Annotated in this window: 24 protein-coding genes, 1 pseudogene and 1 riboswitch; of the genes and pseudogenes, 8 read left to right on the forward strand and 17 right to left on the reverse strand. The window is 31.0% G+C overall.

Translation table 11 applies throughout. The features are described from left to right. The first annotated feature begins 9 nt into the window (after positions 1-9). A complete protein-coding gene (locus C4N20_RS03930) occupies positions 10-762 on the forward strand; it encodes an HAD family hydrolase (protein ID WP_005980663.1) in 753 nt (250 codons plus the stop codon). A 228-nt stretch (positions 763-990) separates the two neighbouring features. Here C4N20_RS03930 and C4N20_RS03935 read toward each other — a convergent pair whose 3' ends face one another. The 10 genes from C4N20_RS03935 to C4N20_RS03980 form a co-directional block, all read right to left on the reverse strand. Beyond that, a complete protein-coding gene (locus tag C4N20_RS03935; RefSeq protein WP_005980661.1) occupies positions 991-1,935 on the reverse strand; it encodes a thiamine pyrophosphate-dependent enzyme in 945 nt (314 codons plus the stop codon). An 11-nt stretch (positions 1,936-1,946) separates the two neighbouring features. After that, entirely contained in the window at positions 1,947-3,125 is a 1,179-nt protein-coding gene (gene porA / locus C4N20_RS03940) for a 2-ketoisovalerate ferredoxin oxidoreductase subunit alpha (RefSeq protein ID WP_005978268.1), read from the reverse strand. 16 nt (positions 3,126-3,141) lie between these two features. Beyond that, the gene (locus tag C4N20_RS03945; RefSeq protein WP_005978265.1) at positions 3,142-3,444 is read right to left on the reverse strand and encodes a 4Fe-4S binding protein; all 303 of its coding nucleotides are present in this window, start codon (positions 3,442-3,444) and stop codon (positions 3,142-3,144) included. After that, positions 3,444-4,019, reverse strand: a complete 576-nt coding sequence (locus tag C4N20_RS03950) for a 2-oxoacid:acceptor oxidoreductase subunit gamma family protein (protein WP_016361658.1) — start codon at positions 4,017-4,019, stop codon at positions 3,444-3,446. The genes C4N20_RS03945 and C4N20_RS03950 overlap by 1 nt, the downstream gene beginning before the upstream one ends. A gap of 62 nt (positions 4,020-4,081) precedes the next feature. Next, the gene (locus C4N20_RS03955; protein ID WP_005980653.1) at positions 4,082-4,798 is read right to left on the reverse strand and encodes an ABC transporter ATP-binding protein; all 717 of its coding nucleotides are present in this window, start codon (positions 4,796-4,798) and stop codon (positions 4,082-4,084) included. A gap of 13 nt (positions 4,799-4,811) precedes the next feature. Continuing rightward, positions 4,812-6,383 (reverse strand): ABC transporter permease/substrate-binding protein, encoded by a 1,572-nt coding sequence (locus tag C4N20_RS03960; RefSeq protein ID WP_005980651.1) that lies wholly within the window; start codon positions 6,381-6,383, stop codon positions 4,812-4,814. Positions 6,384-6,428: 45 nt separating this feature from the next. Next, positions 6,429-7,667 carry an MFS transporter gene (locus C4N20_RS03965; protein WP_005980649.1) on the reverse strand — a complete coding sequence of 413 codons (1,239 nt, stop codon included), beginning with the start codon at positions 7,665-7,667 and terminating at the stop codon, positions 6,429-6,431. A gap of 2 nt (positions 7,668-7,669) precedes the next feature. Beyond that, complete coding sequence (locus tag C4N20_RS03970; protein ID WP_005980646.1) at positions 7,670-8,833, reverse strand: trans-sulfuration enzyme family protein; 1,164 nt, start codon at positions 8,831-8,833, stop codon at positions 7,670-7,672. 137 nt (positions 8,834-8,970) lie between these two features. Beyond that, positions 8,971-9,630 (reverse strand): LytTR family DNA-binding domain-containing protein, encoded by a 660-nt coding sequence (locus C4N20_RS03975; protein WP_005980644.1) that lies wholly within the window; start codon positions 9,628-9,630, stop codon positions 8,971-8,973. Continuing rightward, entirely contained in the window at positions 9,630-11,210 is a 1,581-nt protein-coding gene (locus C4N20_RS03980) for a hypothetical protein (protein ID WP_005980642.1), read from the reverse strand. Before C4N20_RS03980 ends, C4N20_RS03975 begins: the two co-directional genes overlap by 1 nt. Before the next feature lie 333 nt (positions 11,211-11,543). Here C4N20_RS03980 and C4N20_RS03985 point away from each other — a divergent pair, with 333 nt between their 5' ends. Further along, a complete protein-coding gene (locus tag C4N20_RS03985) occupies positions 11,544-12,020 on the forward strand; it encodes a flavodoxin (RefSeq protein ID WP_005980640.1) in 477 nt (158 codons plus the stop codon). Between the two features lie 57 nt (positions 12,021-12,077). Here C4N20_RS03985 and C4N20_RS03990 read toward each other — a convergent pair whose 3' ends face one another. Together C4N20_RS03990 and C4N20_RS03995 are read right to left on the reverse strand one after the other, a co-directional pair. Beyond that, a complete protein-coding gene (locus C4N20_RS03990) occupies positions 12,078-12,482 on the reverse strand; it encodes a Hint domain-containing protein (RefSeq protein WP_005980638.1) in 405 nt (134 codons plus the stop codon). A 92-nt stretch (positions 12,483-12,574) separates the two neighbouring features. Further along, positions 12,575-13,381, reverse strand: a complete 807-nt coding sequence (locus tag C4N20_RS03995) for a MerR family transcriptional regulator (protein ID WP_005980636.1) — start codon at positions 13,379-13,381, stop codon at positions 12,575-12,577. Positions 13,382-13,587: 206 nt separating this feature from the next. Between C4N20_RS03995 and C4N20_RS16675 the strand changes: the two are divergent. From C4N20_RS16675 to C4N20_RS04010, 3 genes and pseudogenes are all read left to right on the forward strand, one after another. Continuing rightward, positions 13,588-13,974, forward strand: a pseudogene (locus C4N20_RS16675) (MATE family efflux transporter); the annotation flags it as partial. 135 nt (positions 13,975-14,109) lie between these two features. After that, positions 14,110-14,823 (forward strand): MATE family efflux transporter, encoded by a 714-nt coding sequence (locus tag C4N20_RS16680; RefSeq protein ID WP_231940526.1) that lies wholly within the window; start codon positions 14,110-14,112, stop codon positions 14,821-14,823. Positions 14,824-14,973: 150 nt separating this feature from the next. After that, positions 14,974-15,756 carry an HAD family hydrolase gene (locus C4N20_RS04010; protein WP_005980634.1) on the forward strand — a complete coding sequence of 261 codons (783 nt, stop codon included), beginning with the start codon at positions 14,974-14,976 and terminating at the stop codon, positions 15,754-15,756. A 219-nt stretch (positions 15,757-15,975) separates the two neighbouring features. On the opposite strand, the gene C4N20_RS04015 is transcribed toward C4N20_RS04010, so the two are convergent. Both C4N20_RS04015 and C4N20_RS04020 read right to left on the reverse strand, forming a co-directional pair. Next, positions 15,976-17,154, reverse strand: a complete 1,179-nt coding sequence (locus C4N20_RS04015) for a cation:proton antiporter (protein ID WP_005980632.1) — start codon at positions 17,152-17,154, stop codon at positions 15,976-15,978. Positions 17,155-17,195: 41 nt separating this feature from the next. Then, positions 17,196-17,270: riboswitch (Fluoride riboswitch) on the reverse strand. Between the two features lie 50 nt (positions 17,271-17,320). Next, on the reverse strand, positions 17,321-17,944 hold the full coding sequence (locus C4N20_RS04020; protein ID WP_005980630.1) for a MarC family protein: 624 nt from the start codon (positions 17,942-17,944) through the stop codon (positions 17,321-17,323). A gap of 133 nt (positions 17,945-18,077) precedes the next feature. Here C4N20_RS04020 and C4N20_RS04025 point away from each other — a divergent pair, with 133 nt between their 5' ends. From C4N20_RS04025 to C4N20_RS04035, 3 genes are all read left to right on the forward strand, one after another. Further along, a complete protein-coding gene (locus tag C4N20_RS04025; protein ID WP_005980628.1) occupies positions 18,078-19,115 on the forward strand; it encodes a DmpA family aminopeptidase in 1,038 nt (345 codons plus the stop codon). 95 nt (positions 19,116-19,210) lie between these two features. Beyond that, complete coding sequence (locus tag C4N20_RS04030) at positions 19,211-20,722, forward strand: DUF1846 domain-containing protein (protein ID WP_005980626.1); 1,512 nt, start codon at positions 19,211-19,213, stop codon at positions 20,720-20,722. A 205-nt stretch (positions 20,723-20,927) separates the two neighbouring features. Next, entirely contained in the window at positions 20,928-21,521 is a 594-nt protein-coding gene (locus C4N20_RS04035) for a hypothetical protein (RefSeq protein WP_005980624.1), read from the forward strand. A 138-nt stretch (positions 21,522-21,659) separates the two neighbouring features. Here C4N20_RS04035 and C4N20_RS04040 read toward each other — a convergent pair whose 3' ends face one another. The 3 genes from C4N20_RS04040 to brnQ all read right to left on the reverse strand — a co-directional run bounded on the left by C4N20_RS04040 (position 21,660) and on the right by brnQ (position 25,126). Then, complete coding sequence (locus C4N20_RS04040; RefSeq protein ID WP_005980622.1) at positions 21,660-22,169, reverse strand: YcxB family protein; 510 nt, start codon at positions 22,167-22,169, stop codon at positions 21,660-21,662. A gap of 133 nt (positions 22,170-22,302) precedes the next feature. After that, positions 22,303-23,697, reverse strand: coding sequence for a potassium/proton antiporter (locus C4N20_RS04045; protein WP_005980620.1), 1,395 nt, complete (start codon positions 23,695-23,697; stop codon positions 22,303-22,305). Between the two features lie 118 nt (positions 23,698-23,815). Continuing rightward, complete coding sequence (gene brnQ / locus C4N20_RS04050; protein WP_005980618.1) at positions 23,816-25,126, reverse strand: branched-chain amino acid transport system II carrier protein; 1,311 nt, start codon at positions 25,124-25,126, stop codon at positions 23,816-23,818. Between the last annotated feature and the right edge of the window lie 42 nt (positions 25,127-25,168).

Here is a 25,168-nt window from a genome sequence, read left to right on the forward strand (position 1 = left end):
GGGGGAAATATGAAACTACTTTTTAGTGATTTTGACAGGACACTTTATGTAAACAGAGATATCACACAGGAAAATCTTGATGCTGTAAACAAATGGCAAAGTGAAGGAAATCTTTTTATCATTACTACTGGAAGACATAAAAGATCTATCATTGAACAGATGAAAAATTTTAATTTAAAGCCTGATTATTATATCTGTAATAATGGAGCTGTAATTCTTGATAAAGAAAAAAATACAATCTTTTCTAAATGTATTTCAAATCAAAAGATAGAAGAAATTGTAAAATATATCTGCGAAAATTATGAAAATTCTTTTGAAATAATAGAGAAAGAAAGAGTAATAAAAATTATGAATGATGCTGGAATTGATAATCACAATCCAGCTGATATTATTTTGGACAAAGCACATATTTCATCTATAAAAGATGTAATTCAGCTTCATAAAAAATTTGATACAGAAAAAAGAGTCACTGAACTTGTAAGCGACCTTAATACCAGATTTCGTAGTTCACTTGCAGCTTATGCAAATGTTCTCAATGTAGATATTGTTTCTAATGGTGTAAATAAATCTACTGGAATAGACTTTGTTTGTAAAGAATTAAATGATATAGATGATATCCTAGTCATTGGAGATTCATACAATGATATAGAGATGGTTCAAAAATATAATGGATTCACTGTGGAACACGGAAATGAAGACATAAAGAAAATAGCCAGAGAGATATTTCCTGATGTTGCCTCTCTATTAAAAAAATATAGCTAACTTTTACTTATTCTAAAAAATCAAAATATAGAAAATTTATTTTTTAGACATTTATAAGAATCATTTAAAAGGGTTAATTCCTGTATTGTATAGAGATTAATCCTTTTAATTTTATCTTTAATAATTTTTATATAAAAATGTGTTGTGAATACACTTTTTATAATTTTACCTTTAAAAAGGAGTGGGGTGGTCAATGACCACCCCTTTATATTATTTTGGTTGTGCAGACTATTTATCTAATTCTTCTCCACATCTTTTAAGAAGTCTTTCCCATTTCAAATCTACATCTTTTTGAATTCTATCTATGATGTGTCTGTTTTGTGGTTTAAATAGATGCTTGAATCTTCCTTGTTTCTTTAAGAACTCTTCTACAGGTAGTTTTACTTTTGGTCTGTAGCTTAATTTCCATTCTCCATCTATTACTTCAAATAGTGGCCAGTAGCAAGTTTCTACTGCTAATTTACACATTTCCATTAGGTCTTCACCTTCATATCTCCATCCTCTTGGGCATGGTGCTAATATGTTTAGGAATGCTGCTCCTTCTGTATAGATTGCCTTTTCTGCTTTCTCATGAAGGTCTTTAAAGTTTCCTATAAATGTTGTCTGTGCAACATATGCTACATTGTGAGCTGATATTACATCTGTAAGATCTTTTCTTCCTTGTGGTTTTCCAGCACTTTCTTTTCCTATTGGAGTTGTAGTTGTATCTGCTCCTATAGGTGTTGCTGATGATCTTTGGATACCTGTATTCATGTATGCTTCGTTATCGTAACATACATAAACCATGTCATGTCCTCTTTCCATTGCTCCAGAAAGTGATTGGAATCCTATGTCATAAGTTCCTCCGTCTCCTCCAAAAGCTATGAATTTATATGACTCGTCTATTTTACCTTTTTTCTTTAATACTTTGTATGCAGTCTGCGCTCCACTTATTGTTGCTGCTGCGTTTTCAAATGCTGAGTGAATAAATGAATCTTTCCATGCTGTATATGGATAAAGGAAAGTTGATACTTCAAGACAGCTTGTTGCACTGCATATTACTGCCTCATCTTCCTCTTTTAATGCTCTTAATACTCCTCTTACTGCTACTGGTGCTCCACACCCTGCACACATTCTGTGTCCTCCAGTAAGTCTTTCAGGTTTTTCCATTTCTTTTTTGAAATTATATGCCATATCCTTTCCTCCTACCCTCTTACACCAAAATGTCTATATGTATCTTTTACTTCTTGATCTTTCTCTGCCAATAGAGTATTAAAGATCTCTTTTATATGATTTACAGTTATATCTCTTCCTCCAAGTCCGTATACATAGTTGATCATTTTAGGTCTTGGGCTACAGTCATAAAGTGCTGATCTTACCTCTGCAAAAACTGGTCCTCCAGCTGCTGAGAATCCTTCACATTTATCCATTACTGCTACCATTTTTACATTTTTAAGCGCTTGTGCTATTTCTTCCATTGGGAATGGTCTGAATACTCTGATTTTTAGAAGTCCAACTTTTTTACCTTCTTTTCTCATTTCTTCTATAGCTGCTTTAGCTGTTCCAGCAGTTGAGTTAATAACTACTATTGCAACTTCTGCATCGTCCAATTTATATTCTTCAAATAGTCCATATTTTCTTCCAGTAAGTTTTTCATATTCTGCTGCTACTTCAAGAATTACTTTTTTAGCATTCATCATAGCATGAGCCTGACTTACTTTATGTTCCATATAGTAAGAAACGATATCATATGGTCCTACTGCTGTAGGTCTTTTTGCATTTAGAAGATAATCTTCTGGGTTGTATTCTCCAACAAAAGCTTTAGCTTTGTCATCTTCTAATAATTCTATATTTTCAACAGCGTGGCTTGTGATAAATCCATCTTGACATACCATTACAGGAAGCTGAACATCTGGATGCTCTCCTATTCTGTTAGCTTGAAGCATATTATCATAAGCTTCTTGGTTTGTTTCACTATATAGCTGAATCCATCCAGCATCTCTTGCACCCATAGAGTCACTATGATCTGCATTGATATTGATAGGTCCTGTAAGGGCTCTGTTTACACAAGCTAAAGTTACAGGTAATCTTGCTGAAGATACTACATAAAGCATTTCCCACATCAATGCAAGTCCGCATGATGAAGTAGCAGTCATAGTTCTTGCTCCTGCTGCCTGTGATCCCATTGCAGCTGACATAGCGCTGTGCTCTGATTCCACTGGAATAAATTCACTGTCTACTGAACCATCAGCAACATATTGAGAGAAATATTGTGGTATTTCTGTCGATGGAGTGATTGGAAAAGCAGGCACTACATCTGGATTTATTTGTCTCATTGCTATTGCAATAGCTTCGTTTCCTGACATTCTTTCTCTTATACTCATTAATTCTACCTCCGAACTACTCTTTTATCAATTCTATTGCTTTGAATGGACATGCTTTAACGCAGATTCCACATCCTTTGCAATGATCCATATCGAAATCTAATCTCTTTCCATCTTTTACAGGTATCGCTGAATCTGGGCAGCAAGGAACACATAAAAGACAGTCAATACATTTATCTCTCAAAAGAACTGGCTTCATTGATCTCCAGTCTCCAGTTCTGAAGTGCTGAGCACTTCCAGCTTCATAAACCACTCCACCAGGAGTTATATCTCTCCAGCTAATATCTTCAGTAATTGGTACACCAGCTTTATTTTTCATTATTCTTTCACCTCATTCATAGAACGTACTAATGCAGCCATATTTCCTTTTAGTACTTCTGGTTTACTTGCAAATTTGTGCGCAAAAGAGTTTTCCATTGCTTCAAGGAAAGCTTTCTCTTCCATAACTCCACTTACTTTTACTACTGCTCCAAGCATAGGAGTGTTAGGGAAGTTCTTACCAAGAGTTTCCTCAGAAATAGTTCTTGCATCACAAGTACATACTCTTCCTTTGTATCCTTTTAAAAGAGCTTTAAATTCAGAAGCAGGTTTAGAACTATTGATAATGATAGCTCCATCCTCTTTAAGACCTTTAGTAACATCTACACTTTCGATAAGAGTTTCATCAACAACAACTACGAAATCAGGTTCATAAATGTTAGAATGAACAGTAACTCTTTCTTTAGAGATACGATTGTAAGCTGTAATAGGAGCACCCATTCTCTCAGGTCCATACTCTGGGAACCCTTGAACGAACATTCCACCACTGAATGCTGCATCTGCCAATAGTAGAGAAGCTGTTTTTGCTCCTTGCCCACCTCTTCCATGCCATCTTATTTCACAAATTTCTTTCATAAATACCCTTCCTTTGCATATTTATTTATTAAGAACGGATTCCATTCTTGATATCTTAATATTTATCCATTTACAAATTTTCTGACAAAATCGTTTTTAGGATTTTTAATAATATTTTCAGGAGTATCATACTGCATTATCTCTCCATTGTTTAAAAGACATATTTTATCAGCTATTTTTACTGCCTCCTGAATATCATGAGTTACAAAAACAATTGTTTTCTCAAGTTTTTTCTGAATAGCTACCAGTTCATCTTGAAGCTGCCTTCTGCTTATTGGATCAACTGCACTAAAGGGTTCATCCATAAGTATTATAGCTGGATCAAGAGCAAAAGCTCTGGCTACTCCCACTCTCTGCTGCTGTCCTCCGCTTAGTTCCAAAGGATATCTTTCAGAGAATTTTTCATAATCAAGATTTATCATTTTCATAAGCTCTCTTGTTCTCATATTCATTTTATTTTTATCTATATTTTCTATTTTAGCTATGAGTTCTATATTTTCTTTTACAGTCATATGTGGAAAAAGTCCTGTCTGCTGTATTACATAGCCTATATTTCTTCTTAATTTAATAGTATCTTTTTGGGAAATATCCTCTCCATCTATATATATTTTACCAGAAGTAGGAATAATAAGCTTATTTATCATTTTTAAAGTTGTAGTCTTTCCACAGCCGCTGGAACCTATTATCACAGTTATTTTTCCTTTTTCTATTTTCATGGAAAGGTTTTTGATTATATGATATTCTCCAAAATTTTTATTTATATCAACGAATTCTATCATTTTATATCCCTTCCTATTTCAAAAGATTATACTCTTCTATGAATTCCAATGCTGCTTCCTTTGGTTTTTTCCCAAGATTTTCTACTTTGTAATTAAGAGAAGATATCACTGTATCATTTAATACATTTTGTAGTTCTTCTATTATAGGTACTATCTCTGGATACTTTTCTATAGTTTCCTCTCTTACAAGAGGGATGGCATAATATGGAGGAAAGAAATGTCTGTCATCTTCCAATACTACTAGATCAAGCTTTTGAAGAAGAGCATCTGTAGTATATACATCTATTACATCACTCTCTTTATTTGTCAAAGCAAGATATTTAGAACTTCCATCTATCCCTATTATTTTTCTAAAATCCAGTTTATATTTTTTATTTAATCCTACAAAACAGTCTTCTCTATTTAAAAACTCAAGGCTTGCTGACAAAGTAAGATTTCTTGCTGCCTTTTCCAGATCGCTTATTGTTTTCAGATTATATTTTTCAGCTGTATCTTTTCTCACTGCTAAAGCATAAGTATTGTTAAACCCCAGCTGCTGTAAAACTTCTATATTATATTTCTCTTTCATATCTTTTTTCACTGTATTATATACCTCTTCCATATCCTGAATAGGTGGATATTTCAAAGTATCTCCATATACAGTTCCTGTATAATCAACATACATATCTATCTCTTTGCTCTTTAGGGCATTAAAACATATTTGAGTTCCCCCTAAAGCAAACCTTCTGTCAACAGATATATCTGTTTTTTCCTCTATCATTACAGCCATTACATTTGCCAGTATCTCTCCTTCAGTAAACTCTTTGCTCCCCATGACAATAACTTTTTCGCTGGAAGGTTTATACATAGTCACCATTCCTGAAAAAATCACTGTAAGAAATATTCCCACAAACATTGCAACAGCCAGTATTCTTTTCTTTTTTCTGTTATTAAAAATAGATCTTTTCTTGTTAAGCTGAATCCCTGTTGGGATAACTGCTTTCTCTAAAACTCCAGTGAGATAGTCTATCAGCAGTGCCAGTATACATGCTGGTATAGCTCCTGCCAGAATCTGATAATTATTTATTGTTCTTATTCCCGAAAATACCAGATAACCTAGTCCCCCTGCTCCTACAAAAGCAGCTATAGTCATAAGTCCCACAGAAGTTACTACTGCTATTCTTACTCCCCCCATTATTACTGGAAGAGCCAGAGGAAGCTGAACTTTCTGTAAAATCTGAAATTTTGTCATTCCTATTCCCTCAGCTGCTTCAATAGTGAGAGGATTTATTCCATCTAAGCCTATGTATGTATTTTTTACTATTGGAAGAAGTGAATAGAGGACAACAATTATTATTGCGGGGAGTTTTCCTATTCCTATGAGGGGAATAAGAAAACCAAAAAGTGCCATGCTTGGTACTGCCTGTATAACATTTGTTGCTCCAAGTATTGTCTTTCTCGCCTTTTGGTAGTAAGTTATGACTATTCCCATTGGTATCCCTATAACCACTGCCATTATAATAGACATAAAAGACAGAAATATATGTTCACAGGAAAAGAAGAAGATCTCTCTATGTATTTTTAAAATATATTCTAAAAACTCCATAATTATTCTCCCCCCTTCCCCTGTTAAACATAGATATAATATCTATTATTGATTTACAATCTCTTCTTTTTTCTCTCTGCTCACTATTCTTAACAATGCATAAGAGGCTATTATTCCTAAAATACTACAAGCTAATGAAAGTGAGAAAACATATTTATATGCTGTATTTCCATATTTATCCAACCAGCTTCCAACTAATGTATAGTAGAAAGCATCTGGAAGGAATCCAATAACTGATACAAATCCTACTACTATTCCTGTTACATTAAGAGGAATATTTGACTCGTCTACAGTTGCGAAATAAATTCCTCTGAAAGCAAACATCAATATTGTAAGAACAAGCATATTTACAAGAGCTACATATACTAATGATGGGTTTCCTGGTGTGATTAAAAATACTGCCTGTGTTATTGTTACTAAAATGAATCCTCCAAAAAGACATTTTGTTGAAGATCCTATTTTATCTGCTATTACCCCAGCCAATGGAGAAGCTATGAATTTTATAACATATGTTCTACCAATAGCAACGAATGAAACCAGTGCCATAGACATTTTAAATACCTCTGTCATATATGGGTTAAGATAAGTCAAACTTGAGAATACCATATACGCTGAGAAGATTATTGCACTTATAAGCCATGCTTTCGGCATTCTTACTGCTTTTATCAAACTTGTAAATTTTACCTGTTCTTTCTTTTCTACTTCTCTTTCTTTTATTGCTATGAAAAGTATAACTCCGCAAATCATTGAACAAACTGAATACATTATAGTAGCTGCTTTAAATCCTTCTACAATGTTTTCAAATTTTGAGAAGAAGTATAGTCCTCCAAATGAAAGTACAGTTCCTGCTACTCCACCAAAACCTTCATAAAGTCCAAATAATCTTCCTTGCTCTGAACTGTCTCCAAGCATTCTTATTACTTTAATTATTGCAGCGAAATATGTAAGAATAGTAGTTATTCCAAAAAGGAAGAATATCATACATAGTATAGGATAACTTGGTGCCATTGCCATCCACATACCCAAAATTCCCGTTGATATCAGTGAAAAAGAAACAAGCTTTTTAGCTGAATACTTGTCAGCAAGCCATCCACCTGGAAAGTATGAAACTGTTGCTACTATTCCATATATACTCAATAAATTTCCCAACTGCTTATGGTTCAAACTTAATGCCTCTCTCATTGGATCATAAAATACTGATTTCATATAAGGTAGGCTATACATAGCTGTTGTTGCAAATCCTATCATAAACACGATCATAATTTTTTTAAATCTATCGTTCATAATTATCTTTCCCCCTCATTCATTTCATTCAATGCATTTCTTAAATCTTCTATCAGATCACTGTCTTTTTCCAGTCCTACTGCTATTCTTACAAGTCCACCATCATATAGAGATATAAGAGTATGTCCCTCTCCCAGACTTGTAGCAATAGTTATTAATTTTACTTTATTTATAAATCTTTTTGTCATAGCCACTGTTTCTTCATCTGTTCCAGTCTTTTTCAATGTGAATGAAAGCATTCCTCCACCCATTCCATTCATTTGCTTTTGACATAATTCATAGTCTGGACTAGATTTTAGCCCTGGATAATTTACTTTTTCAACAAGTGGATGATTCTCTAAGAATTCAGCTATTGCTAAAGCATTTTTACAATGTCTTTCTACTCTCATATCCAGTGTTCTTATTCCTCTAAGGATAAGCCAAGCTGTCATTGGTGCAAGACATGCTCCTGTAAAACAAGGCATAGACGGCCATTTTATTTTATGAATAAGTTCTCTTTTTCCAAGAACTGCTCCTCCTATTGCATCTCCATGTCCATTAAGGAACTTTGTAAGACTGTGAACAACAAGGTCAGCTCCTAATTTTGTTGGATATTGTATAGGATTTGGAGCAAATGTAGAGTCAACTACAAATATAAAGTCTTGTTTTTCCTTTAGTTTTGCAATCTTTTCTATATCTACTAATCTCAATGAAGGGTTCAATGGTGATTCTACATATACTATCTTTGTATTTGGCTTTAAGCATTTCTCTATATTTTTATAATCTGTAGCATCTACGAAATCAGCTTCTACCCCAAAATTCATAAGACATTCTTTTACAAAAAGTGTTGTGTGGGAAAACATTCCATTTGCACAAATTATGTGATCTCCACTTTTTACCTGACTGAAGAACATAGAAGTTACTGCTCCCATTCCAGAAGATGTTACTACCCCAGTTTCACATCCTTCTATTAAGGCAAGAGTTCTTGCAAGTTCATCAGTTGTAGGATTTGATTCTCTGGCATAAACGTGCCCCCAGTTGTAACACAGATCCTCAAAATTTTCCTGACTGACAGCTCCATATGTTGCTGTTTGATATATAGGTGAAGTGAGTGATCTTGTTTCACTGTCTGGAGTATGACATCCATGAGCTAGTTTTGTTTCTAATTCCATTTCTTTTATAGACATATAACCATCTCCCATGATATTTTTATTTATCTTTGAAATAATTATATATCAAATTAACTCCAATAATATCAAAAAAGAACAAAAACAACTATTTATTTCCCAAAAACTTTGTTTTTTTCCCCAGAATTTATTTTTTATTATAATCTGTAAAAATTCTCAAAGTAATTTTCACTTATTTTTTTGAGGATACTTCTTCCCAGATATATCTTCTGTCCACTATTAGTCATTACATATTCCTCTTTATAATCTATTTCCTTTACCTTCTTTATATTGAGAATTATACCTCTTTCAATTCTAATAAAGTCAGAATCTTCCATAAATTTTTCTATCTCTGTAAGTGATTTTTTTAGGAAATAGGGATTTCCATCAATAACAGCAAAAGATTTTTTTTGATTTCTGTCATATGAAAAATATTCAATATCCTCCATAGGAATTATCACATCTTTAAAGCTGTCAGATAATATAACCTTGTTCTTTCTATCCAGCTTCACTTTTTCCTGCTCTGGTGTAAAGAATTTCTCAAAAAATATATACTCGTCTCTTCCATGAAAAGACATCTTATTTATAAAGTCACTGTATCTCTTTAAAAATTTCGTCTCTACTCTGTCTGAATAAATATATATTTTCTTTAAATTTTCAAGGGATATATTTTCCACATTAAAAATATTATTATCTGTTATAAGTATACTTTCTTCTGCAAAGCCATTTTCAAAACTTTCCACTCTTCCAATATCAAAAGTAAAAGTTTCTTTTAAAAGGTAGAAAAACAAATCATCTCCATAAAATAGAAATCTCATTATTTTTCACCTCCACTATCTTCAGTTAATTTTTTCCTGATTATACTTACTATCTCCATTTTTTTTCTGTCATCAACTTTTTCTAAAAGACCAGCCAGTTCTTTTATATAGAACAAATCCTTTTCAAGAACTTCTATCTTTTTATTAAGCTCTTTTTCTATTTTTTTATAGTGATGTATCTGGAGATTTTTCAGCAGAAGATTTTCAATTACAGGAGCCACTTCCAAAGTAAGCTTCTTAAAGTTTTTCAATTTTCTTCTATACAGCAGCATACGAGGATCTTTTATACAGATAAATCCTAAAAGTTTTTTTCTATTCTGTATTTTTATTCTCACATCATATTTTTTTCCTTCAAAAACAGGAGAAAAGGTTATCAGTGGTTCATCCTCATATTCACTGGAATCAAAATCAAGATCGAATACTACCATTTTAAATTCTATAAGTCTAAATATTCTCATATATCCATCTTCTAAGAAAATATAAAATTCATTTAAAGATTCTATTCCCTTTAATTTATTAAGAAAATTATCAAAATTTACCTCTTCCTGCTCTGAAAAAAATAGAAAAACAAAAGAGATAATCTCTACAGATATAATTATTGCAAGCATTCCTGTTACATATCCAGTAAGTATATTTTTCTTAATAAAATAACTTATAGTTATAAAAGTTATCAGTATTCTTATTACATTGAAATTTATAGTTCTAAAAAACTGATTGTCTGTTGTAAGCTTAATATCTTCAAGCTGTACATGAACAAAAAGTATATTAAGCATAAAGTGAGCCATAAATTCAAAGTTTCCATATAAATTAAGCTCGTTATAAATATATATGCTGCATAAAAGCTGTATTGAAAAAAGTATGAAATAGTAAAAAGATTCTTTTTTCTTGTTTTTATTTTTATTGTAGAAAATTGAAATAAAACTGAATATCATTATTATGACAATAAAGCCATTCTTAAAATAATCAAAAAATATCTGAAGTCCCAGAGTAGGACTCATGAAATCTTCAGTGAAATATATAGTATGAAATTCTTTAATAGCAAGGGAAAGAGGAAAAACTGTTGCAATTATAAGAATAAGATTTATTATATTTATTATCTTAGACTGCTTGTTAAACAACAGTTCCCAGAAATATTTTATAAATCTTATATAACCGCAAAATACAAATATCCAGCTCAAAATAGTAAGAAATACTTTAGTATTATCAAATGGCAGTACATAGCTTAAAATTTCCGTTCCTATGGCAAATGAAAAATAAAGAGAGCCTATGTACAATATGCTTTCTTTGCAAGTTTTATGAAAAAGTATAGTAAGAAGTATCAGATATGTCAGATACCCGCTTCCTAAAAATAATATAATATATCTTTTATAGGCATAGATAAGAGACATATTTACATTTTCTGTCACTACATCTACCTTTAAAAGCTGTATTAAATCCGATACTCTTGAATAGTCTGAAAACTCTTCTTTGAGAGGTATATCTCCTATAAAATTTAAACATATAAATGATAAAAAAAGAAAAAATATTATCAGTATTATTTCAGATACATGATTCTTTCTTACTATTTCTATTATTTTCATCTTCCACCAATCCTTATAAATCTTATTTTTTTTTATTATAGCATTTTTTATTAAAAAGTATTTTAAATTTTAAGACTTTTTTCCTTTTCATATTTTCTTCTGTCTTTTTTACTATATAATAATTTAGTAATTCTCTAAAAATTTTTTCTCTGCTTTTTCATTTACAGCTTCAATCTATTCTAAAAATGAATCTCTAGCTTTTCCTATTTTTTAAATTTCAAAAAAACTTTCTTTTTAAAATTATTTTATTTAAAAATATCTTGATTTTCAAAATAAAATGTTTTATAATTCTATTAGCAGAAAAAATAAAATGAAAAAAGGAGAGTTATAATTATGAAAACTGGAATTTTTTATGGAAGCACAACTGGAGTTACTCAAGATATTTCTGAAAGAGTAGGTAAACTATTAAATGCAGATGTTATGCCAGCATCTGATATTGATAAAATAAAAGATTATGATCTAGCTATCCTTGCTACATCTACATGGGGTATGGGAGATCTTCAAGATGACTGGTTTGATCCTCTTGATAAATTAAAAACAATGGATCTTGCTGGAAAGAAAATAGCTTTCATAGGAGTAGGAGACCAAGAAGGATTTGGAGATACTTTTGTTGACGGAATAGGAATAATCTATGATGAAATAAAAGGTAAGGGAATCACTCTTGTAGGAAAAACTTCTACTGATGGATATTCATTCTCAGATTCAAAAGGTGCAGATGATGGCGAGTTCTTAGGACTTGTTATTGATGAAAATAATCAAAGCAACCTTACTGATGAAAGAATAGCTGCATGGGTTGAAAAATTAAAATAATTATATAAATAAAAAAGACTGTAGGATTTATTTTTCATCTACAGTCTTTTTTATTATTTATCTTCTATTTTGTATGCCAAAATCTCCAACTGCTATTCCTTCAGCTATCATGAAATTTCCAGAAATATCTAAATTATATACTCTTCCATTGTACTCAATGCAGCTTATTGAAGCAATTTTATATTTTTCTCCATAAGCAACTAATATTTCATCATCTTCATTTATTTCATCTGCTTTTTTTACTTCTGATACAGTTTTTACAGGGTGGTTTTTAGTAAGTGTAATTTTTGAACCATTTTTCAGTTCTATACACATCATATGTTCCTCCCTTCCCTGCCATACATTCATTACTCTTTGAGTTTTGCCAGAATCACTCATTACTTCTTCTCCTATTCTTATCTCCCTAATAGGTTTTTGTGATCCATCAGCCATAAATATTCTAGTATTTTCTTCTAAGCACATTCCACATCATCCTCCATAAAGTAAATAAAATATGACCCCATTTCCCTTAATACAATTATAACTTATTTCCCGTTATTTTCAAAAGAATAATACTATTTTTTTACAGGTATCTGAATTTCAGTGACATATTCATTTATATTATCGGTAATATGTATCTCTATATGGTAGATTTCAATTATATCTCCTGTCACAGTGAGATTATTTTCCTTTATATACTTTTTTAAAAAAGTATAATGCTCCCTTACTTTTTCATAGCTTCCCTTAAATACAAAAGTAAGATACATTCCTCCTTCTATTATATTTTCTGTTTTATCAGCAGTTATTACAAATGTACTGCTGTAATCAAGATATTTATTATTTTCCCAATTTTCTTTGAGAATAGTAGTTCCAACTTCACTTTCAGTAAAAATAAAATCATTGTCATCTGGAAGTTTCTTTTTAAGTTTTTTAAGTTCAAAGTCTATCTCCCATTCTTCGTGAAAATTTCCCTTTTTATACAGAATATATCTTTTATTTATCTCTCTTAATACAGGTTTTTCATATTCCTGAAAATCTTCAAAATATTCTATATTCTTTTTTTTATCTTCAAGTTCTTTTTTTAATTCAGAAAGCCTTTTCAATTTTTCTTCTATTTTTATAAGCTGAAAATCTATTACCTCTTTTGTTTTTATTAAGCTTCTGTCCTCCATAAAATCTGTTATTTCTTTTAAGCCAACTCCCAAATTTCTTAAATTTCTTATATTATTCAGTTTCCATATCTGTTTTTGAGAATAATATCTGTATCCATTTTCATCTCTTGCATCTGGAATAATCAGACCTATTTTTTCATAATGTCTCAAAATATCACTACTTATATTATACAGTTTGCTTATCTCTCCAATCTTATATAGTTTCTTCATAATAACTCCCTAAAAAAATTTTCTTTTAAACTTTTCTCTCTAATTATACCACATTTCTCTTGACCTTAGAATCGTTCTAAGGTTTAAAATGTATATAACTATTAAAAGGAGTGATTTATATGAAAGAAAAAAAATCGTTAATAAGGACCATACTGAGGTATAGTATACCCTCTGTAATCTCTATGTGGATGTTCACTATTTATACTATGGTAGATGGTATCTTCATTGGAAAATATGTTGGTCCTTTAGGTCTTGCAGGAGTAAATATTACTATGCCTCTTATCAATTTTACATTTGCCATTGGAATAATGATAGCTGTTGGAAGTTCAACAATGATAGCTATACATTTTGGTGAAGGTGACTGAACAGCTGGGAATAAAATATTTACTACAGCAACTTTGTCTTTGGCTGTCTTTGGAATAATCCTCTCTGTTCTTATAACAATATTTATAGAGCCTGTTATCCATTTTTTAGGTGGTGGTGGAGTATTATTCCCATATGTAAAAGATTATATGAGTGTTGTTATTTTATTCTGTACTTGTTATATGGTTGGTTATGCTCTTGAAATATATATAAAAGTAGATGGCAATCCAGTGTATCCCGCTATTTGTGTTATGACTGGAGGTCTTATCAATATAGTTTTAGATTATCTTTTTGTGGTAGTATATCCCTATGGGATAAAAGGAGCTGCTTTTGCTACTGGTATGTCACAGCTTACTTCTACTTCTATGCTTCTTTTTTACATACTATTTAAAACTAAAAAAATAAAATTTGTAAAATTAAAATTCTCATTTAAAGAGTTATTGAAAATTTCCAAGGTAGGTTTTGCTGAATTTCTAGCAGAAGTTTCTACTGGTATTGCTATTTTTGTTTTTAATATTATTATTCTGAGAGAATTAGGAGAAAAGGGAGTATCCGCTTTTGGTATAATTGGATATATCTCATCCTTTGTTGTTATGACTATGATAGGATTCAGTCAAGGAATACAGCCTATTGTCAGTTTTAATCTAGGAGCAAAGAAATATGCCAATGTAATAAAAACATTAAAAATAAGTCTTTTGATGATAATTGCCACTGGAGTTGTTTTTTATGGAAGTATCAATTTCTTCTCCAATAAAATAATTTCTACTTTCTTAAATGATACTGAAACATTTAAGATGACTAAATACGCTCTTGCAGCTTACAGTTTTGCCTATATAATTACTGGACTGAATATAGTTACAGCTGGATATTTTACCGCTGTAAAAAAAGTTAAAATATCTACTATAATAACTATTTTAAGGGGAGTTGTTCTTATAATTGTCTTCCTTGAAATTCTTCCTAAAATATTTGGTACAGCAGGTATTTGGTGGTCTGTTCCTGCTGCTGAATTAGTAACCCTTGCTTCATCAATATACTTCATAAAAAAATATATCCATAAATATGAAGCTCTTAGAGTGTAATTTTTCCTATATACACTCTACTCAAAATATAGACTTTTAGTTCTTAAAGCATTCAATGAAAATTAAATTTTCCCTATATATCAAAATTATTCCAACTTTTCTATTTAGTATGATAAAATAAAGAAAAATTATATGGAAAGGTTGATATAAATGGTAAAACTGATTATTACAGATATGGATGGAACTTTGCTCGATGATAACAATAATATAAATGAAGAGTTCTGGAATATTGAAAAAGAACTTAATAAGAAAGGGATCATCTTTGCTGCTGCAAGTGGAAGACAGTACTACAATCTTCTTCACAGATTTTCTCCTATTAAAGATGATATGCTTTTTATAGCTGAAAATGGTACTTATGTTATGTATAAAAATGAAGAGTTGTACATAAATACTATTCCTAAAGAGGAAGCTGTTGAACTTATAAATGCTTCCAGAGGAATAAAAGAAACACGTGTAGTTCTATGTGGAAAAAAATCTGCATATATAGAGCCTGGAAATGAAAAATTTATGAATGAAGTTAATAAGTACTATACTGAATTAAAAATAGTTGATGATCTTACTAAAGTAGATGATGATATTTTAAAATTAGCTGTATGTGATTTCATTGGTTCAGAAGAAAACAGCTATACTCATTATAAAAAATTTGAAGAAAGATATAAAGTAGTTATTTCAGGAAAAATATGGCTGGATTTAATGATGCCTGATGCTAACAAGGGAAAAGCAGTAGAAATGATTCAGAAAAAACTTGGAATATCATATGATGAAACAATGGTATTTGGAGACTATTTAAATGATTTAGAAATGATGTCTACAGGAAAATACAGTTTTGCCATGAAAAATGCTCATCCTCTTCTGAAAGAGCACTGCAATTTTACAGCTGAGAGCAATAATGATAATGGAGTAATAAAAGCTATAAAAAAATATGTTTTATAAATATTATTATTTCTTTTGTCTGTAACAGAATTGCCATAAAGTAATGGTATATTTTAAACATAAATAAATCTTTCCCCAAGATGTTTTATATATAGATAAAAAAGAGAGCTGTTCATGTTGGAACTGCTCTTTTTTTTATTGTCTTTTATTTTTTACTGCTTTTTATTCTACATTGTTCTTTCTTCTTTGTTACCTTTTTTCTTTGTTATTCTCTCTCTGTTACTCTTTCTTTAAAAGTTTTTTATAACTATAATCTATTGCAAATGCCCCCAATGGAGCAGTTATTAATATAGAAAGAACTGCAACTGTCAAAGTGAGCTCTCCACAAGCAAACCCCATAGCCAGAGGTATTCCTCCAATAGCTGCCTGTACTGTAGCCTTTGGAGTATATGCCATCATTGTAAAAGCTCTTTCTTTTGTATTGAGTCTGCTTCCTAGCAGACAGCAGAAAACTCCTGCCATTCTGAATATCAGTACTCCCAGTATCAATATCACAGCCAGTAATCCTGCTGCAACAGCATATTTTATATCCACAGTTGCTCCGACTAATACAAAAAGAAGTATCTCCGCAGCCACCCATAGTTTTGAAAACTTTGCTGAAAGCCTTTTAGCAAGAACATCATAGTTTTTCAAAATACCTATTCCTATACTCATAACTGCTATCAAGGCAGAGAAAGGAACCTTTTCTCCTATTCTTTTTTCAAGTTCAAGAAGTAAAAATGACATACTCAACAAAATAACTACTTTCACAGAATCTCTCATATGAAACTTTTTAAAAAATTTCACTAAAATATATCCCACAATCAAACCAGTTATTATTCCAACTATTATTGAAACAGGGACATATACCAGTTTTACTGCTGACAGTCCTCCTCCTTTTTCAAATCCCAAAAATGAAGTAAATAATACAATAACAAATACATCATCTACAGAAGCTCCTGCCATTATAAGCTGAGGTATACTTTTTCCTGTTCCCCTTTTTTCCTCTATTAATTTCAGCATTCTGGGAACTACAACTGCTGGAGAGACTGCTGCTATTACGCTTCCTATTATGGCAGCTTCCAATACTGTTATTCCTAAAAGTTTAGGAGCTATAAGTACTGTTCCTGTTATCTCAAAGAGTGCTGGTAAAAAACACATAAGAAGAGCTGGTCTCCCTGCCCTCTTCAGATCTTCTATATTCATTGCCAGCCCTGCTCTTGTAAGTATTATAACCAGAGCTAGCTGTCTAAGGCTTGGAGATATTGAAAGTATTGAATTGTCCAAAAGATTTAAAGCATACGGTCCTAATATTATTCCAGTTAATATCATTCCTAAAAGAGCTGGAAGCTTCAGCTTGGTAAATAAAGCCCCTAATATTAATCCCAATAAAAATATAAATGCCAGACTTGTTAACATTTTTCCTCCTTTAATAAAAAAACTGATGATCTGCATAACAAAAAAATGCAGAAGTCATCAGCTTATAAGCGGTTTTTGTGTTGCCACAAAGGGAGAACCTCATTCCCAAAGTATTAAATTTTCAATTTATCCTATCACTTTTATTTGTTCTTGTCAACTATTCTTATTACAAAGCCAGATGAGCTTGTAATATTCCCATAAGCCCACTGAAAAATATTCTTATTCCTATAGACATAATAAATATCTGCATCACCCTAGAAAGTATATATAGGACAAGAGTTCCAACTATTTTCTCCAGATAATTTCCAATAATAAAAGTAATATATATAAATATAAAAGCTATTAAAATTGAAAAGCTTGTCATCATAACCCCTTTTTCTGCTTTAAGTATAAGGACAGTCGTCAGACTTCCAGGACCTACCATCATAGGAAAAGCCATTGGTATTACAGCTCTTTTTATCTGATCTTCTGGTGAAATTTCTTCAAGGGGGGTATTTTGTTTACCTGATGAAAAGATCAAATTTCTAAAAGCCATTACAACAAGAATCATTCCTCCTGCCATTTTCAATTCTTTCATATCTATTTTATAGAAATTTGTCATTAAAAATTCCCCTACCAGACTGAACAGCCACATTATAAAAAATCCTGTTACAGCAATAGTTTTAAAAAGTTTATCCCTTGTTTCTTTTTCCATATTTGCCGTCATTCCTACAAAAAGAGGAACATTTCCAAATGGATTGAGCACTGCTATAAGCATTAAAGTTTCAGTAAATATCCCATAAATATTCATTTCTCTTCCTCCATTAAAATTAGTCTCTATATAAGTTCTTATATAATTTCCATCTGTTTTCCTTTTTTAATTTACACTTCAAATACTTTCATATTTGGGTTATAATTATAATAATTGTAAGCTGGAGGTAATTATGGGAATAGAAAATTTTAATATAAAAATAGGAGAATTTCCTTCTGGAAAAAATAATCTGATAACTGATGTAGAGGGAATAAAAGTCGGACACACTACTTTAGATGAAGAAAAAATAAAAACAGGAGTTACTGCTCTGATTCCCCATGGTGGAAATATATTCAGAGAAAAGCTTATGTGCTCTTCTTATGTAATAAACGGCTTTGGAAAAAGCTGCGGTCTGGTACAGATTGATGAACTTGGAACTCTGGAAACTCCCATTATTCTCACTAATACTTTGAGTGTTGGAACTGCTTCCACTGCACTTATCAGATATATGCTTGAAAATAATGAAGATATAGGAAAAACTACTGGAACTGTAAATCCTGTTATCTGTGAATGTAATGATGGTTTTCTGAATGATATAAGAGGACTTCATATAAAAGAGGAACATATTTTTCAAGCTATTGAAAATGCTCATATAAAATTTCAAGAAGGAAATGTAGGGGCTGGAACAGGAATGAGTTGTTACCAGTTAAAAGGTGGTATTGGTTCAGCTTCAAGAGTAATAAAATTAGATGATGAAGAATACATAATTGGCGCTCTGGTTCTTTCCAACTGCGGTTTAAAAAAAGATCTTATGGTAGATGGAAAGAAAATAGGAGAAAAGATTATCTCTTTAGAGAATGAAGAGGAGTTGGAAAAGGGATCTATTATAATTATAGTTGCCACTGATATCCCTTTAAGTGAAAGACAATTAAAAAGAATTTCTAAAAGAGTTCCTGTTTCTCTTGCTAGAACTGGTTCACATATTGGAAACGGAAGCGGTGATATTGTTATTACTTTTACCACTGCAAATAAAATTAATCATTATGAAGAAAAAGATATTGTAAATATGAAAATGATCAATGAAAATAAAATAGACACTATCTTCAGAGCTGTCATTGAAACTGTGGAGGAATCCATTCTGAGTTCTCTCCTTCATAGTACTGCAACAACTGGCAGAGATGGGAATACAAGGGAATCATTAAATAAATATATTGATTTTATACTCAAATAATCCCTAGCAATTCTTTAATAAATATGTTAAAATATAAAGTCGTTTAAATTACAATAATTAATTTTTTTATTTTTATAATTTTAAAGGAGAGATGAATGAAGATAGGATTTGATCATAACAAATATCTTGAAGAACAGTCAAAATATATTCTTGAAAGAGTAAATAATTTCGATAAATTATACCTTGAGTTTGGAGGAAAACTTTTGTTTGACCTTCATGCTAAAAGAGTTCTTCCTGGTTTTGATGAAAATGCCAAAATAAAACTATTGCACAGATTAAAAGAAAAAGTAGAAATTGTTATCTGTGTATACTCTGGAGATATAGAGAGAAACAAAATCAGAGGAGACTTTGGAATTACTTATGATATGGATGTCTTCAGATTGATAGATGATCTTAGAGAGTATCAATTAGCAGTAAACAGTGTAGTTATTACAAGATATGATGATCAGCCTGCTACAACTCTATTTATCAATAAATTAGAGCGTAGAGGTATCAAAGTATATAAACACAGATCAACTAAAGGATATCCTACAGATATAGATACTATTGTTAGTGATGAAGGTTATGGAAAAAATCCTTATATAGAAACAACTAAACCTATAGTTGTTGTAACTGCTCCTGGACCTGGAAGTGGAAAGCTTGCCACTTGCCTAAGTCAGTTATACCATGAATACAGAAGAGGAACTTTTGCAGGATACTCAAAATTTGAAACTTTCCCAGTATGGAATGTACCTCTTAAACACCCATTAAACATTGCATATGAAGCTGCTACTGTAGATCTTAAAGATGTAAATATGATTGATCCTTTCCATTTGGAAGCTTATGGAGAAACAGCAGTAAACTACAATCGTGATATTGAAGCTTTTCCTTTGTTAAAAAGAATAATAGAAAAAATAACAGGAAAAGAATCTATGTATAAATCTCCTACAGATATGGGAGTAAACAGAGTAGGTTATGGAATAATTGATGATGAAGTTGTAAAAGAAGCCTCTAAGCAGGAAATAATAAGAAGATATTTTAAAACTGGATGTGAATATAAAAAAGGTTATGTAGATAAAGAGACTTTCCAAAGAACACAAATGATAATGGAATCTCTAAATTTAAAAGAGGAAGACAGAAAAGTTGTATCTGTTGCCAGAGAAAGATTAGCTAAATTAAAAACAGAGCACAATGATAAAAATGGTATCTGTTCTGCTATTGCTTTAGAACTTTCTGATGGAACTATTGTTACTGGAAAGAAATCAGCCTTAATGGATGCTGCTTCTGCTGCTATCCTTAATGCTATTAAACATTTTGCAAATATAAATGATGAGATACTTCTTATCTCTCCAGTTATACTTGAGCCAATTATCAATCTAAAATCTAAAACATTCAAAAGCAAAAATATAGCTCTTGACTGTGAAGAAATATTAATAGCTCTAAGTATCTCTGCTGCAACTAATCCTATGGCTCAGGTAGCTATGGATAAAATACATATGCTCACAGGAGCTCAAGCTCACAGTACTAATATTCTTGGAAGAAATGATGAACAAACTCTAAGAAAATTAGGTATTGATCTTACTTGTGATCAAGTATTCCCAACTGAAAATCTTTATTATAATATTTAGATAAATTTAAAGGATAACCAAAAAGACAGATTAATTTCTTCTTAGAGGTTATCCTCTTTTTATTTTTATTAAAATTTTAATATCTTGGACTCATAATGCAACTATCCTATGACAAAATGGAAAGAAAGATTTCTTGTATTCAAATTAAGTTTATGATATATTTGTTATTACACATATTAACGATCTGAACATCAAGGGGGAAAAAATGAATAGAGAAAAAGCATATTTTTTTGTAGCTGTTTTAGGTATTATTACATTAATGATTATTTTTCTTATTTCAAAACTTATGTCTAAAGTTTTAGAAAATAAAAAATATCCTAAGGATAATTTAATTGAAATATTATTTACAACTTCTAAAGCTGGAGGCAATTCTAAGGGAAATCTAAAAAAATCCTATTCTGGAAAAAATAATTCTATATTGAAGATATTTGAGAATGCTTTGGTTATTTCAGGAAAAGACAGAGAAAAAGTTTATTTCTTTTCTGAAATAGCTCTTATCAGTTCTTTTATAATTATGAACAGCTGGGGAAAAATATATGGTTATGGCTACCATATTTACAATAATAAAGGAATTCTTATTGAAACAATAACTAATAGCGAGAACAATCTTGGAGCTGATACTTCATCTCATACAAGTTTTGAAAATCTGGATGATTTTGAAATTGAACTATTAAAAAATAATAACTGGGTACTTGATATACAATGTCTAAAGCCTCATGATGGAAAATTTAAGCTGCCTTACGCTGCTGTTGATAAAGCTTTTAAACGTCGTGATGAAATGTTAAAAGCTGTAGTTTAGAATTTAAAGCTGTTATAAATTCAAAATAACTCAAAGCTGACTTGAAGTTTTCTTTCTTGTCAGCTTTTTTTAAAAGAAAAAGGCTGTTTAAATTAGTTTATAAATCCCTAATTTGCAACAGCCTCTTTTTATATTTTTCTATAAAATTGTTCCTAGTTTTTTCACTTCACTGCATTTCATTCTAATAAAATGTAAAAAATCTACATAATCACCTGAATAAAATCCATTTTTCTTTAATATAATTCCATTTGTTTTTCCAATCATCAAAATACAAATACCTTTAAGGTTGTATAGAGAAGTTATATCTTCATAATCAAAGTATTCTTTATTTTCACCAATTTTTACTGTTATTCTGTCTGTAAAATCTACCTCTGTTTCTAAAAGTCCTTTTTCTTCTAATGAATTTTTATATATTATCTCACTCTCTAAAGTATAGAGGAAATTTATCAAAGCAAGAAGTACAATCATTCCAATCATACAGATAACAAATTTTGCATCTGCTACTCCAAATTTATTAGCTATAGCCAGACAAAATACAGTCATTATAGTAAGAAATACAATTCCACCATGTAAATATCTATATTTACAGTATTTTACAAACTCTCTAAACATCTGCTGGGTATAAATATATTTATTTTTAAATTCCATTTTTACCCCTCCTTCTGTCCTTTATAGAAAATACTTATTTATATAATTATTCTAGAAAGAGTTAACATTTCTTCTTTTTTTACTAAATTTATCTTATAAAAAAATACCAGATCACCTCTGGTATTTTAATTTCTTATTTAGTTGAGAACAATATTTTATCTCCAACTTTTAATATTACATCTCCTCTTGGAGTTATATCTTCATCTCCACGTCTGATAGATATAATATGCATACTTTTTGGCAGCTGAAGATCCTTTATTCTTTTATCCACATACTCTGAATGCTTGTCCAGATAAAGCTTCTTAATAGAGAGCTCTTCTAATTCTTCTAAATCTATTTCATTTGCTTTATCATCTACTACATCTTCTACTAATCCAAGATATTTTGCAAGGGGCTTCAACGTCATTCCCTGTATCAATACTGAGAAAACAACCAGATAGAATACCATATTAAATATCCCCTGAGAATTATCTATTCCCGCTGTGATTGCTGTTGTAGAAAATATAATTGGCACAGCACCTTTCAGTCCTGCCCATGACATAAAGAATTTCTCCTTTTTACTGTAATTGAATGGTGCCATAAGGGAAAATACAACTGCTGTTCTGGCAACAATAGTTATCATTATTGCTAGAATACTTCCAGTTATCATAACCATTTTTAACTGGCTTGGAAAAACAAGAAGTCCAAGGATAATAAACATTGTTATCTGCATCAGCCATGAAGCTACTCTCATATTTCTGATAGTATTCATCCTGAAATCAAATCTTTCATTTCCTACTATTATTCCCATAAGATATATTGCAAGGAATCCATTTCCTCCAATAAGGTTAGTTGCAGAAAAACATATAAATAACACTGCAATCATATGAATAGTAAGAAATTCTTCTCTCTCTATCCGAAGAAGTCTTCCCATTGGAAGTGTTATTTTACCAAATAATACTCCCATAAGAGCTCCTACTATTATTTGCTGAATAAGGAACAGTATACTCATGAAGATATTTGAATCTCCAGCTTGAAACATAGATAGGACAAAGAGGATTAGTGCATATGCCATAGGGTCATTACTTCCTGATTCTATCTCTATTACTGTTCTTATTCTTTTCTTTAAATTGGAACCTCCCAGCATAGATATAACTGCTGCTGCATCTGTCGAAGAAACTATTGCTCCAAAAAGAAAAGCTTCTTTCAGAGTAAAGTCTGTTATCATATATGCTGCAAAGGCTGCCAGTACTGCTGTAAGAAAAACTCCTGCTGTTGCTAATATACCACTGGGGTAAAGTGCCATCATGGCATCTGATTTTTTAGTTTCCAAAGCTCCTGCAAAAAGAATAAATAATAATGCAAAGTTCCCTATATTCTGAGTTAATCTTGCATCATCAAATTCAATTTTTCCAATTCCTTCTGAACCTGCTGCCATTCCTATAAAAAGGAACATTATCAGCAAAGGTACCTGTACTTTTTTCGTTACTCTTATTGAGAGTAAACTTATTAATAACAAAATTCCACATACTAAAATTTTATAATCCATAGCTCAACTCCTTTAGCTTAAAGGTTTATACTATATTTTATAATATATTTAAAAAACATACAACTTAATTTACTTTATAAACAAAATTACTTGAAATTAGTACGGAAATCGAACCTTATTACTTCTTTTTAAAGATAATACTGAACAAAACAGCAAATATTAAACTTGGCATTACCCATGCAAGTCCAAAAGTTTGCAATGGAAGTTTTATATATATTTTATTCAAAAATTGAAGGTTAATTCCAAGAGTCTGAGTCATTTCAAAAAAACCTATTATCCCTGCTCCTATTACTGCTCCAAGATAAGTTTTATCTGAAGAGATATATTTCTTGAAACAGTTAAGTACTATCAAGACTATTGCTATTGGATAAAGAAATGTAAGTATTGGAGCTGAAACCTTTACTATTGCATCCACTCCAAAACCAGCAAAAACAAAGCTCAATATAACTGTACCTATAACTATCTTTTCATAAGAAACTTTTAAAAGACCACTGAAATAATCTCCAACTGTAGCTGTAAGCCCTATTGCTGTAGTAAGACAGGCTCCTGCTACACATATTCCCAATGCTAGATTTCCTTCTTTACCTAATAATTTATTTACTATATCTGTAAGAAGCTGAGTAGTTCCTGTACTATGAAGCACTCCATAAGATGTCGCTCCTATATATAAAAGTCCTCCATATACAATTGACAATCCACATACTGCTATCATACTTGAATTGCTTAAAAAACTCATCTCTTGTTTTGCAGTGAGGGTTCTTCCATTTCTTATTGCTTTCAATATTATGCTTGAAAAGATTATAGCTGCAAGAGTATCCATGGTCTGATATCCATTATAGAATCCATATCTGAATGTATTGCTTATCTCTTTAGCTGCTGGTTCTCCCATTGGGAAAAATACTCCTTTTACAACAATCACTGCCAATATTATTAATAATATTGGAGTAAGAATCTTTCCTATTCTCTCTATTACTGCATTTGCTTTTATAGAGAATAAAAATACAATTATAAAGTAACAAGCTAAAAAACCATATTTATACATTTCATTATTCCCATCTACATGGGGAAGAAGCATTAATTCAAAAGCTGTGGCTCCTGTTCTGGGAATCGCAAGAAAAGGTCCTATAGCTAAGATTAATACTACATTAAATATTTTACTAAATAGAGGTGATACTTTATCAGCAAAATCATCCAGCTCTTTTCCTGCTAATGCTGAAGACAATATAGCAAGAAGAGGGAATCCTATTCCTGTTATGAAAAAACCTGCTGCTGCTGATACCCATTTATCTCCTACCACATATCCTACCATAGGAGGAAATATAAGGTTTCCTGCTCCAAATAACATTGCAAATAAAGCAAATCCTGTCAATATGACATCTTTCTTCTTATAAATATAAACCACTCCAATCTTAAAAATTATCTTATTCATAAAAAATAGTATGCCTTAAAAGGAATATTTATCTTTTCCACC

Source organism: Fusobacterium ulcerans (assembly GCF_003019675.1).
GTDB lineage: Bacteria > Fusobacteriota > Fusobacteriia > Fusobacteriales > Fusobacteriaceae > Fusobacterium_A > Fusobacterium_A ulcerans.

What these genes read in the sequence shown, in the direction of transcription:
- C4N20_RS03970 (WP_005980646.1), bottom strand. Translation starts at nt 8,833, where the DNA reads ATGTCTATAAAAGAAATGGAATTAGAAACAAAACTAGCTCATGGATGT.
- C4N20_RS04035 (WP_005980624.1), top strand. Translation starts at nt 20,928, where the DNA reads ATGAATAGAGAAAAAGCATATTTTTTTGTAGCTGTTTTAGGTATTATT.
- C4N20_RS04045 (WP_005980620.1), bottom strand. Translation starts at nt 23,697, where the DNA reads ATGGATTATAAAATTTTAGTATGTGGAATTTTGTTATTAATAAGTTTA.
- C4N20_RS03980 (WP_005980642.1), bottom strand. Translation starts at nt 11,210, where the DNA reads ATGAAAATAATAGAAATAGTAAGAAAGAATCATGTATCTGAAATAATA.
- C4N20_RS03995 (WP_005980636.1), bottom strand. Translation starts at nt 13,381, where the DNA reads ATGAAGAAACTATATAAGATTGGAGAGATAAGCAAACTGTATAATATA.
- C4N20_RS03945 (WP_005978265.1), bottom strand. Translation starts at nt 3,444, where the DNA reads ATGAAAAATAAAGCTGGTGTACCAATTACTGAAGATATTAGCTGGAGA.
- C4N20_RS03990 (WP_005980638.1), bottom strand. Translation starts at nt 12,482, where the DNA reads ATGTGCTTAGAAGAAAATACTAGAATATTTATGGCTGATGGATCACAA.
- C4N20_RS03985 (WP_005980640.1), top strand. Translation starts at nt 11,544, where the DNA reads ATGAAAACTGGAATTTTTTATGGAAGCACAACTGGAGTTACTCAAGAT.
- C4N20_RS03930 (WP_005980663.1), top strand. Translation starts at nt 10, where the DNA reads ATGAAACTACTTTTTAGTGATTTTGACAGGACACTTTATGTAAACAGA.
- C4N20_RS03955 (WP_005980653.1), bottom strand. Translation starts at nt 4,798, where the DNA reads ATGATAGAATTCGTTGATATAAATAAAAATTTTGGAGAATATCATATA.
- brnQ (WP_005980618.1), bottom strand. Translation starts at nt 25,126, where the DNA reads ATGAATAAGATAATTTTTAAGATTGGAGTGGTTTATATTTATAAGAAG.
- C4N20_RS04015 (WP_005980632.1), bottom strand. Translation starts at nt 17,154, where the DNA reads ATGTTAACAAGTCTGGCATTTATATTTTTATTGGGATTAATATTAGGG.
- porA (WP_005978268.1), bottom strand. Translation starts at nt 3,125, where the DNA reads ATGAGTATAAGAGAAAGAATGTCAGGAAACGAAGCTATTGCAATAGCA.
- C4N20_RS04025 (WP_005980628.1), top strand. Translation starts at nt 18,078, where the DNA reads ATGGGAATAGAAAATTTTAATATAAAAATAGGAGAATTTCCTTCTGGA.
- C4N20_RS04010 (WP_005980634.1), top strand. Translation starts at nt 14,974, where the DNA reads ATGGTAAAACTGATTATTACAGATATGGATGGAACTTTGCTCGATGAT.
- C4N20_RS03965 (WP_005980649.1), bottom strand. Translation starts at nt 7,667, where the DNA reads ATGAACGATAGATTTAAAAAAATTATGATCGTGTTTATGATAGGATTT.
- C4N20_RS16680 (WP_231940526.1), top strand. Translation starts at nt 14,110, where the DNA reads ATGCTTCTTTTTTACATACTATTTAAAACTAAAAAAATAAAATTTGTA.
- C4N20_RS04020 (WP_005980630.1), bottom strand. Translation starts at nt 17,944, where the DNA reads ATGAATATTTATGGGATATTTACTGAAACTTTAATGCTTATAGCAGTG.
- C4N20_RS03935 (WP_005980661.1), bottom strand. Translation starts at nt 1,935, where the DNA reads ATGGCATATAATTTCAAAAAAGAAATGGAAAAACCTGAAAGACTTACT.
- C4N20_RS03960 (WP_005980651.1), bottom strand. Translation starts at nt 6,383, where the DNA reads ATGGAGTTTTTAGAATATATTTTAAAAATACATAGAGAGATCTTCTTC.
- C4N20_RS03975 (WP_005980644.1), bottom strand. Translation starts at nt 9,630, where the DNA reads ATGAGATTTCTATTTTATGGAGATGATTTGTTTTTCTACCTTTTAAAA.
- C4N20_RS04030 (WP_005980626.1), top strand. Translation starts at nt 19,211, where the DNA reads ATGAAGATAGGATTTGATCATAACAAATATCTTGAAGAACAGTCAAAA.
- C4N20_RS03950 (WP_016361658.1), bottom strand. Translation starts at nt 4,019, where the DNA reads ATGAAAGAAATTTGTGAAATAAGATGGCATGGAAGAGGTGGGCAAGGA.
- C4N20_RS04040 (WP_005980622.1), bottom strand. Translation starts at nt 22,169, where the DNA reads ATGGAATTTAAAAATAAATATATTTATACCCAGCAGATGTTTAGAGAG.